Source organism: Sphingomonas sp. ERG5, from assembly GCF_000803065.1.
Lineage (GTDB): Bacteria > Pseudomonadota > Alphaproteobacteria > Sphingomonadales > Sphingomonadaceae > Sphingomonas.
In genome coordinates this window covers 1-10,296 of sequence record NZ_JSXI01000059.1, presented here as the reverse complement: position 1 = coordinate 10,296, position 10,296 = coordinate 1, and the positions used below count along the sequence as shown (strand labels likewise).

Here is a 10,296-nt window from a genome sequence, read left to right as displayed (position 1 = left end):
AGACGAATGCACCAGAGTTTTTCCGAGATCGAGGGGACCGCAACCTCGCTCGCGACGGTCGAAGCAGCAGTCGATCGCGCAACCCATGCGCTCGCGAAACTGCAGCGCGATGACGGTCACTGGGTTTTCGAGCTCGAGGCCGACGCCACCATTCCGGCCGAATATGTCCTGCTCCGCCATTATCTTGGTGAGTCGGTCGATGCCGGGCTCGAAGCCAAGATCGGCGCGTATCTGCGTCGAATTCAGTCGAGCGAGCATCATGGCTGGGGGCTGTTCCATGGCGGTGCTTTCGATGTCAGCGCGTCGGTAAAGGCCTATTACGCACTGAAGATGATCGGTGATCCGGTCGACGCGCTGCACATGGCGAACGCCCGCGCCGCGATCCTTGCGGCGGGTGGTGCTGCAGCGGTCAATGTCTTCACCCGTATCCAGCTCGCCCTGTTCGCGGCGGGGCCCTGGTCGGTCGTACCGACCATGCCGCCGGAACTGATCCTGCTGCCGCGCTGGTTCCCGATCCATTTGTCGAAGATGTCCTATTGGGCGCGCACCGTGGTGGCGCCGCTGCTGGTGCTCGGCGCGCTCCAACCGGTGGCGCGCAACGCGCTCGGAGTGAAGGTCGATGAGCTTTACACCGGCGAAAAGGTCCGTCCGGGCACCAAGGCGGCCGATCCCAAATGGTTGTGGACTCATGGTTTCAACGCGCTCGATCGGGTGCTCAAGGCCGGCAATGGCCTATGGCCGAAGAAGCTCCGCGCTCGCGCGATCCAGGCCTGTGTCGATTTCGTGGTGGAGCGACTGAACGGCGAGGACGGGCTCGGGGCGATCTATCCGGCGATGGCCAACAGCGTGATGATGTTCGATTGCCTGGGCTATGCGGAGGATCATCCGGCGCGCGCGATCGCGCGGCAATCGATCGAGAAACTGCTCGTGATCCGCGAGGACGAGGCTTATTGCCAGCCTTGCGTGTCACCGGTCTGGGATACGGCACTTGCGGCCCATGCGATGCTCGAAGCGGGCGGCAACGATGCCGAAGCGCGCGCAGGCCGCGGGCTCGACTGGCTGAAGCCGTTGCAGGTGCTCGACGTGAAGGGCGACTGGGCCGATGAAAAGCCGGACGTTCGGCCGGGCGGCTGGGCTTTTCAATACAATAACGCGCATTATCCCGATCTCGACGACACCGCCGTGGTGGTGATGGCGATGGACCGCGCCCGGGCCGGCCAGGATCGCGAGGCGATCGATCGCGGTGTCGAATGGACCGTCGGCCTGCAGAGCCGCGATGGCGGCTGGGGCGCGTTCGATGCCGACAACAGCTATCATTATCTCAACAACCTGCCTTTCGCCGATCACGGCGCCTTGCTCGATCCGCCCACCTCGGACGTCAGCGCACGCTGCGTCTCGATGCTCGCGCAACTGGGCGAGACCCGCGACAGCGCGCGGATGCGCGCCGCGCTCGACTTCCTCACCAGGGAGCAGATGTCCGACGGGAGCTGGTTCGGCCGCTGGGGTGTGAATTATATCTACGGCACCTGGTCGGTGCTGTGCGCGCTCAATGCCGCGGGCATCGCACCCGAGGAGCCGATCGTCGCGAAAGCCGTCGACTGGCTTACCCGGATCCAGAACGCGGACGGCGGCTGGGGCGAGGATTGCGAGAGCTATGCGCTCGATTACAAGGGCCATACGCCAGCGTCTTCAACCGCTTCGCAAACCGCCTGGGCACTGCTCGGCCTGATGGCGGCGGGCGACGTCGACTCCCCAGCCGTCACGCGTGGGATCGACTGGCTGGCGGCGAACCAGGAAGCCGACGGTCTCTGGGGGCAGGAGATGTACTCGGGGGGCGGTTTTCCGCGAGTCTTCTATCTGCGCTACCATGGGTATCCCAAATATTTCCCGCTCTGGGCGATGGCGCGCTATCGCAATCTCAAACGCTCCAACACGCGCCGCGTCGCGCACGGCATGTGACACTGGTCGTCGCCTGCGGGCTGAAGCGCGAGGAACGGATCATCGATCGGCCGGGCCGCGACGTGACCGTGGTGATCGGTGGCGGCGATGCCTCCCGCCTCGATGCCGAGCTCGACGCCAGGGCAGCAAGGTTTCCCGGGATCATCATGTCGAGCGGTCTGGCGGGCGCACTTGACCCGACGCTGCGCCCGGGAGATATCGTGATCGACGGTCACCACCATCTGGTGGCGCAGATCGCGGCCGCCCTGCCCGATGCCCGGGTCGGTGCGGTTGCTGGCAGCGATACCATCGTCGCAACGACAGCCAATAAGCGCACACTGGCCGCGCGTACCGGCGCCATTGCTGTGGACATGGAAACGCATGTCGCGGCCCAAGTCGCCGCTCGAAGAAATTTGCCGTTTGTGGCGCTGCGGGTGATATCGGACGACGCCGGATCGACCCTGCCCCCCGCTGCGCTGGTCGGGATGAAACCGGACGGCGGCATGGCGCTCGGCGCGGTGCTCCGGTCGCTGGCCCGCAAGCCCGGTCAGCTACCGGCCCTGGTCCGCACGGGCAATCAGGCCGGGCGCGCTTTCAAGAGCCTGGATCGCGCATTCGCGGCACTCATCGCAACTGGATTCGACCATATTTCGCCGGAAGACCTGCCGCCGGCCTGAGGCCGTGGCGACAGGTCATCGCACCGTTCGAAATCAGGCGGGCGTCAAGCAGCCTGCGAGACGTGTTTACCCGCTTTCGGATTGGCCTTGCGGATGATCTCCAGCTCGCGCTCGACGTGCGACGAATGCACGTCCTGCGCCGGGCGCTGCTTGCTGAGATCGATATCCGGCGCCATCGGCCCGGTGGTCCGGACACCCTTGCGTGCGACCGCCATCATGTTGAGTGGATGGCGGATCGAATCCGTGGCCGCCGTGCCCTCGAAACCGCAATGGACCATGCAGTTGGCGCACTTCTCATATTTGCCGACGCCATAATCGTCCCACTCGGTGCCTTCCATCAGCTCCTTGAAGCTTTGCACATAGCCTTCGCCGACCAGATAGCAGGGTTTCTGCCAGCCAAAGACGGTGCGCAGCGGCATTGACCAGGGCGTGCATTCATAGCTGCGGTTGCCGGCCAGGAAATCGAGGAACAGCGGCGAATTGGTGAAGGTCCAGTCCTTGCCGCCATTGCCCCGCGCAAACACGTCGCGAAAGAATTGCTTGGTGCGGGTGCGGTTGAGGAAATGCTCCTGATCCGCCGCACGTTCATAAGCATAGCCGGGCGAGATGGTGATCTCGACACCAAGCTTCTCCATCTCGTCGAAATAGGCGGCAAGCCGTTCAGGCGAAGCACCGTCGAACACCGTGCAGTTCACCTGAACCCGGAAGCCTTTCGCCTTGGCCAGCTGGATCGCCTCGATCGCGACCTCATATGTGCCCTCCTGGTCCACCGCATGATCGTGCATGCCCTTGTCGCCATCGAGGTGGATCGACCAGGTAAAGAAGGGCGACGGCGCATAATCGTCGATCTTCTTTTTCAGCAGCAACGCATTGGTGCACAGGATTACGAACTTCTTCTTCGCGATATAGCCCTTCACGATCTTCGGCATGTCGCGGTGAAGCAGTGGTTCACCCCCGGCGATCGACACCGCCGGCGCACCGCAATCGTCGATCGCTTCCATGCACTGCTCGAAACTCAGCCGCTGGTTGAGAATCGCGTCGGGATAGTCGATCTTGCCGCAGCCGGGGCAAGCGAGATTGCAGCGCAGCAGCGGCTCGAGCATCAGGACCAGCGGGTAGCGGCCACCCTTGATGTGCTGGCGAACCGTATAAGCGCCGATTCGGGCGATCTGGGAAAGCGGAAGGCTCATTGAATCGTCCTATTCGGCCGCGGCGACGCGCGGCATTACATTTCTGAGTTCGGGCGGCAGGCTGAACTCGATATTTTCTTCCACACCGTCAAGTTGCGAAACCTCGATCGGGCGAAGCCGGGCCAGAGCCGCGATGACGTCATCGACAAGCTCGTCCGGCGCCGAGGCGCCAGCGGTGATCCCGACGGCATCGACCCCGACCAGCCATGCCGGATCGACCCCATCGCCATCGGCCACGAGATAACTCGGAACCCCCATCTCGACCCCGATTTCACGCAGCCGGTTGGAATTGGAGCTGTTCTCGGCACCAACCACGATCAGCAACTCGCTGACCCGTGCGAGATCGCGCACGGCGGTCTGACGGTTCTGCGTGGCATAGCAGATTTCCGACACGTCCGGCCCCTGCACGTCACTGAAACGCTCGTTCAGCGCGGCGATCACGCCGCGGGTGTCATCGACGCTGAGCGTGGTCTGGGTCACATAGGCGATCGGCGTGTCGATCGCGAGCGGCAGCGCTTCGACCTCGGCCTCGGTCGAGACGAGATGGATCGGCGCATCGACCTGCCCCATCGTTCCCTCGACCTCGGCATGCCCGGCGTGCCCGATCAACACGAGGGTGCGTCCCGCCTTGGCGTAGCGCCGGCCCTGCACATGCACCTTGGTGACCAGCGGGCAGGTCGCATCGAACACGGGAAGCTGACGCAACCGTGCCTCATCCTGCACCGACCGGGCGACCCCATGCGCACTGAAGATGGTCGGCGCGCCCGCCGGAATCTCCGAAAGATCCTCGACGAAAATCGCGCCCTTGCTTCGGAGCTTGTTCACGACATGGCGATTATGGACGATCTCGTGTCGGACATAGACTGGCGCCCCGTGGAGGTCGAGGGCGCGTTCGACAATGTCGATAGCGCGTACCACTCCCGCGCAAAAACCCCGCGGTTTCGCGAGAATCACCTGCAATGAAGCTTTTTTTTCGGCGGTCATCAAACTCGTGTCCAGCCCCGTACTAGTTTCGAACCAGCCCCCGGTTCGGCGATATCCTTCGCCGTTACGCGAGGGTAGATAGCGGTGCGATAGCGGAAGAAAAAGGTGTAAAAGCGGCATAAACGGTTCGAAGCTCATCGTTTCGGCAGAATAGGGCACATTGGCAGGGTGGATTTTGCGCTGCACCGCCGATACAGGGGCGACGGGGCAGAATGGAACGAACCGAGCATGCGAACCCTGGCATCTTCTCTGATCCCTTCCCTTACCGCCGTCACGCTGGTCGTTTCGGCACCAGCGGCGCTGGCACAGGCCGGCGATCCGGCGCGCGCGCCGGTCCAGGCGCTTTGCGACGGCCTGGTCTCGATCATGAAGGGCGGCAAGGCGATGGGCGTGCGTGGCCGCGCGACCGCGATCGGCCCCGTTGTCGACCGTGTCTATGACGTGCCGCTGATGACCCGGCTGACGGTCGGCGCCGGCTGGAATGGGATCGCTCCGGCGGACCAGACGGCTCTGGTGGCGGCTTTCCGGCGCATGGTGATCGGCCAATACGCGACCAATTTCGACTCCTTCTCCAGCCAGAAATTCACCGTCGACGCCAATGTCGAGACTCGCGGAACCGACAAGCTCGTCCGCACCAACCTGGTCCAGACCGGCGAAGCGCCGATCCCGATCGCCTACCGCCTGCGCGCCAGTGGTGGCGGCTGGAAGATCATTGATGTCTATTATCGCAATTCGATCAGCCAGCTTGCCACCCGCCGTTCCGATTTTTCCCGGGTACTGGCGACGGGCGGAGCGAAGGGGTTGATTCGCCATCTCGATGAACTGGCTGCCAAGGGCGGAAATTGAGCTTCGGCCTTGTCCTGCCAACGGTTGCGCTGTTTATCGCGCCTCCGGAAGAGCCTGCCGCGGCAGCGCCGATGCCGGTCGTGCAGGTCTCGTCTGCAGCCACGCCGCAATCGGCCGCGCCAGAACCTCAGGTCGAGGCTGTCGCGCCGGCTTCGCCCCCTGGGTCTGCACCGCTCGATCCGCTGGTCGACCCAGCCGCGACCGCCTCGCAGACTGCTCCCGCCACGGCGCCAACCGCGATGGAAGCCACAGCCGGGAACATCGAGGCGACGCCCGGGGATCCGTTGGAAGGCTTTAATCGAGCCATGTACTCAGTGTTTCGGACAGCCGACCAAAAAATCATCCGGCCGGTCGCGATGGGCTACAAGCATGTCGTTCCCAAGCCGCTGCGGTCAGGAATTCGCAACGCCCTCAGCAACCTGGGCGAGCCGATCGTCTTCGTGAACGACCTGCTTCAGCTCAAGCCGGGCCGGGCGATCAGGACCCTGGTGCGCTTCCTCACCAACTCGACCATTGGCATCGGCGGCCTGGTGGATGTGGCCAAGACACCGGCCTTCAGCTTACCGCATCACGACAATGGCTTCGGCAATACGCTGGCCTATTATGGGGTCGGCCCGGGCCCCTATCTGTTTCTGCCGTTCGTCGGCCCTACCACGCTCCGCGATCTGCTCGGTGGACAGGGCGACGGCATGGTGCTGCCGCTCGCTGTCGGCAAGCCATTCGACCGCTGGCAGTATCTGGTGCCGAAGGGCGCGCTCGGCGCTCTCGACCAACGGGCCGAATCGGATGCCGACATGAAGGCGCTGCTCGACGGTGCAGTCGATCCCTATGCGACGCTGCGATCGGTCTATCTGCAGAACCGCACCGCCGAAATCGAGGCGTTGCACGGTCGCACGGTAGCAATTGGAACCGGCTCGCTGGAGGATCCGCTGAGTGACCCGGCATCGGGCGCGGCCAGCCCGCTCAACGATCCTCTGAATGATCCGGCCACAGCGGCTCCAAGCTCGCCAGACGTTCCTGCCAGTGACAAGGCCGGGACACCCGGCGCGTCGGCCGGCGATCCCCCCGCCAGGCAAGCCGATCCACTCAAGGATCCGCTTGCCGATCCGGCCGCGCCGGCAAATCCCTAGCTCCTATCGACTTCACTCTCGACAACGGTTGGTGGTTCAATCCCAGTCGCTGATAATTAAGTATCTGATATACAATATTTATACTGGGTTTTCGTTGGGGTGCCGACGGAAAGGATATGTAACATACAGGTGTAACATATCTCCCGGCGCTCCTCCCCTCCGCAATGCTGCCGTCGGCGATTCAATCATCGCATGGGATCGGGCAGGTCACTCTTTGCCGGACTTATGCCGGCACGCTCTTTCTCGCGGTTGAAAACAGGATTGCCCCAGGGCCAAGGGCTCGAAACCCTAGCTCAGGACCGGCTCCGCCTTGTCCTTCTCGACCGGCGGCCCGAGCAAAGCGGGTTCGAATATCAGCGCGCAGATCAGCGTCCAGATGAGCGAGATCATCAGGATCTTGCCCATGCTTGCCGTGCCCGGATGGTGCGACAGCCACAGGCTGCCGAACGCTGTGCCCGTGGCGAGCGCGCTGAACAGCACTGCGCGGGCAAGGCTTGACTGGAGCAGCCCGGTCGCGCCGTTCCGCCACGCCATCACAAAATAGATATGGAAGGCGACGCCGACCCCGAACAGCAACGGGAAGGCGATGATGTTGGCGAAGTTGATCGGCTGGCCGATCAGCACGCAGGTCGCGAGCGTCAGGAAGATCGACAGGATCACCGGGGCCAGTGTGAACATCACCTCGCGCAGGTTGCGCAGTACCGCCAGCAGCAACAGGCTGACCAGGATGAAGGCGATCACCCCGGCCTGTACGAACGCGCCGGCCACGGTGAAGGCAGCGGCCTGGGTCGCGACCGGCAGGCCCGAGACCGCCGGTGTTACCGTCACGACCGCGGCGCGGAAGCGCTTGATCACCTGATTGTCATTGCCATCGCCCTTGGGAAAGGCCTGAAGCCTGGCCCGACCGTCGGGCGCGATCCAATCGCGGACCATGTCGGGCGGCAAACTCGCGCGCGTGACCGGTTCGGCCTGCAGCGCGGCGCGGACCTGATCGAGCATGACCGTCAGTGGTCGCGACAGCATCTCGTTCACTGCGGCGCGCCTGGCGGGCGTTGCCGACGCCAGCCGCTCGAAAGCGGCAGCGAGGCGGCGTGCATCGACGGCGCCCTGTTCTGTACCGCCGACTGCCTTTAGCCGATTCGATACCTGGCGCAGCGATGTCACCAGCGCCGCATCATCGGGTGGCGTCGCGATTTCGAACGGGTTGATCGTCAGGTCGAGCAGCACCGACGCGTCCTGGATCAAGGCGAGCTTTGCCGGTTGGTCCTCGGGCACGAAGCTGTCGACCGAGATCACCTGACCGACCTCCGGCAGCGCCGACAGGCGCTTCGCCAGTTCCGTCGCGGCCTGCGGACCAGGCGCAAGCACATCGATCGTGTTCGGCGTGCGATCCGGGTCACGAGTCAGGTCGGTCAGCGCCTGCATCGACGGCGCGCTGGGATCGCGCAGATGGAGCGGGTTGAAGTCGAATACGACCCAGGGAAGAAGCGCGATGCTCACCGCCATTGACGCACCGAACGCCCAAAGCACTGCCTTGCGGCGTCGTTCGAGGAAACGATCGGCAGGAGCGAATTGTGCAAAGCCGACCTCACGGCGCGGCGCCCCGGGACGCAGCAACAGGATCAGAGCGGGTAGCAGCGTGACGCTGAACAGAAGTGCGATCACCATGCCGAGGCCCGCGATCACCCCCAGTTCGGCGATGCCGATATAGGCGGTGGGCAGGAAGGCGCCGAAGCCGAGGAACACCGCCCCCGCCGCCAGCAGCAGCGGCGCGCCGAGCGCCGTCGCGGCCCCCTGCAACGCCGCCGCGGGGACGAGCCCCGTCACGCGTTCCGCATTGTAGCGGACGCAGATCTGAATCCCGAAATCCACCCCCAGACCGACGAACAGGGGAATGAAGGCGACCGAAATGAGATTGAGGCGACCGACCGCGAACAGCCCCACCGCGAGGGTAACGACCAGTCCGAGGATGATCGTGCCGAAAATCGCCGCGACCAGCCTGATCGATCGCGTCGCGAACCACAGGGTCAGCAACATTGCGCCGAGCATCACCATGCCCACCGCCCCGATATTTTCCTGCAGCGTCGCGAACTCCTCATCGGCGAGCGGCACCTCGCCGGTCAGGCGCACCGTGACGCCATGCGCGGCATCGAGGTGCAGCGCCGCGGCGGCGGCATGCAACGCGTCGCTGGCAGCTTCGCCCGGCATCAGCGCGGTGTGATCGAGCACCGGCTGGGCGAGGATCAGGCGACGCTTGGGCGGGCTGAGCGGCCCCGCCCCTGTCGCGAACAATTGCTGCCACGAGAAATAGCTCGGCTTGCCGTCGAGCGAACGCTCGGTCGCCTCGGCCAGCGCCCGCATCGGCCGATCGATCTGATCGAGCGTCGCCGCCTTCGTCTCGACGCCGTCTAGCATCGTCGACAGTGCGCCGTTCACACCGCGCAATGACGGATCGGCCGCAAGCGGCCCAAGCATAGGCTGCGCTTCGATCAAGGCCGCAGTCGCCTGACGCACGTCCTCGCGCGATCCGAACAACAATCCTTCGCGCGCGAAGAAATCACCGCCGTCCGGTCGGCGCACCAGTCTGAAATGCGCTTTGTCGGCGCCCAGGGCCAGAGTCAGCTTTGCTGCGGCATCCTCGGCCAGCTCGGGTGTCTGACCGTCAATCACCACCACCATCACATCGCGCAGCTGGGGAAAAGCGGCTTCCATCGCCCTCTCCTGCTTACGCCAATCGATATCGGGCGAGATCAGCGCTGCCGTATCGGTCGTCATGTCGAACCGCGCGGTGGTGAAGAACAGGGCTAGGCCCGCGAGCACGACGGACAGCAGCAATGTCAGCCAGGGGCGACGGACACTGACGGCGACCAGGGCGGGAATGGGTGAGCGCATCCCGTCAACGCGCCTTTGCCGGCCCGCTTGCCCCCAGAAAATATCGCATATTGAGGGCAATCGCCTGCTCCTGCCCATCGAACGCGAACACAGCGTCGGCCCATTTCGGCGGGCCAAGCCCGATCCGGGCGTCGTTCGAGAACCCTACGCCTTCCTTTGGGATACCGAAGAGTGCGCGATCAACCTTCTTGTTGCGGTTCTCGTCATGGAACACCTGCGCCGCATAGCGTCCGGCAGGCACGCCATGGACAGTCACCACCGTGACGCCCGCATGAGCCGGCGCATCGCCGGCATAAGGACAATCGTCCTTCAGGAACTGCGCCTGAGGGCAGATATCGACATGGACCACGCCCGCCGAGTTCCGCACATTGCCGACCCGGATCGTCAGCGTGCCGCTTGGTGGCGCCGCTGCGGTGAGGGCGAATCCGATCAGCACGGCAATCGAGGCACGCCGGCGCTCAGATGGCATCGCGCCTGGCTTCCTCGACGACGTTTCCGGAATTGTGGCGCAGTGCCTTTAGTACGGTATCGACGATGGCGTCGGCGTCGAGGCCGGCTTCGGCATATTGGGTATCGGGCTTGTCCTGGTCCTGGAAGATGTCGGGCAGGCGCATGGTGCGGATCTTGAGCCCGGCATCG

At 64.2% G+C, this 10,296-nt stretch carries 9 protein-coding genes; 4 read left to right on the top strand and 5 right to left on the bottom strand.

Annotated elements, in window-relative coordinates; translation table 11 throughout:
• Positions 1–6: 6 nt before the first annotated feature.
• Positions 7–1,959 carry a squalene--hopene cyclase gene (shc, locus tag OO12_RS18385; protein WP_052216033.1) on the top strand — a complete coding sequence of 651 codons (1,953 nt, stop codon included), beginning with the start codon at positions 7–9 and terminating at the stop codon, positions 1,957–1,959.
• A gap of 62 nt (positions 1,960–2,021) precedes the next feature.
• Positions 2,022–2,615 (top strand): phosphorylase family protein, encoded by a 594-nt coding sequence (locus OO12_RS18380; RefSeq protein WP_235364857.1) that lies wholly within the window; start codon positions 2,022–2,024, stop codon positions 2,613–2,615.
• Between the two features lie 44 nt (positions 2,616–2,659).
• Here OO12_RS18380 and hpnH read toward each other — a convergent pair whose 3' ends face one another.
• Both hpnH and ispH read right to left on the bottom strand, forming a co-directional pair.
• Positions 2,660–3,805, bottom strand: coding sequence for an adenosyl-hopene transferase HpnH (gene hpnH / locus OO12_RS18375; RefSeq protein ID WP_034160193.1), 1,146 nt, complete (start codon positions 3,803–3,805; stop codon positions 2,660–2,662).
• Between the two features lie 9 nt (positions 3,806–3,814).
• A complete protein-coding gene (gene ispH / locus OO12_RS18370) occupies positions 3,815–4,789 on the bottom strand; it encodes a 4-hydroxy-3-methylbut-2-enyl diphosphate reductase (protein WP_034160192.1) in 975 nt (324 codons plus the stop codon).
• 228 nt (positions 4,790–5,017) lie between these two features.
• On the opposite strand from ispH, the gene OO12_RS18365 reads away from it, so the two are divergent.
• Together OO12_RS18365 and OO12_RS18360 are read left to right on the top strand one after the other, a co-directional pair.
• The gene (locus tag OO12_RS18365) at positions 5,018–5,635 is read left to right on the top strand and encodes an ABC transporter substrate-binding protein (RefSeq protein WP_034160191.1); all 618 of its coding nucleotides are present in this window, start codon (positions 5,018–5,020) and stop codon (positions 5,633–5,635) included.
• A gap of 71 nt (positions 5,636–5,706) precedes the next feature.
• A complete protein-coding gene (locus OO12_RS18360) occupies positions 5,707–6,765 on the top strand; it encodes an MlaA family lipoprotein (protein WP_034160290.1) in 1,059 nt (352 codons plus the stop codon).
• 288 nt (positions 6,766–7,053) lie between these two features.
• Here the strand turns inward: OO12_RS18360 and OO12_RS18355 are convergent, their stop codons facing one another.
• The 3 genes from OO12_RS18355 to OO12_RS18345 form a co-directional block, all read right to left on the bottom strand.
• A complete protein-coding gene (locus OO12_RS18355; protein WP_034160190.1) occupies positions 7,054–9,657 on the bottom strand; it encodes an MMPL family transporter in 2,604 nt (867 codons plus the stop codon).
• A 4-nt stretch (positions 9,658–9,661) separates the two neighbouring features.
• A complete protein-coding gene (locus OO12_RS18350; RefSeq protein ID WP_034160189.1) occupies positions 9,662–10,126 on the bottom strand; it encodes a DUF2141 domain-containing protein in 465 nt (154 codons plus the stop codon).
• Positions 10,116–10,296 (bottom strand): hypothetical protein (locus tag OO12_RS18345; RefSeq protein WP_034160188.1); only part of this gene is annotated, 181 nt, incomplete at its 5' end. The genes OO12_RS18350 and OO12_RS18345, both read right to left, overlap by 11 nt.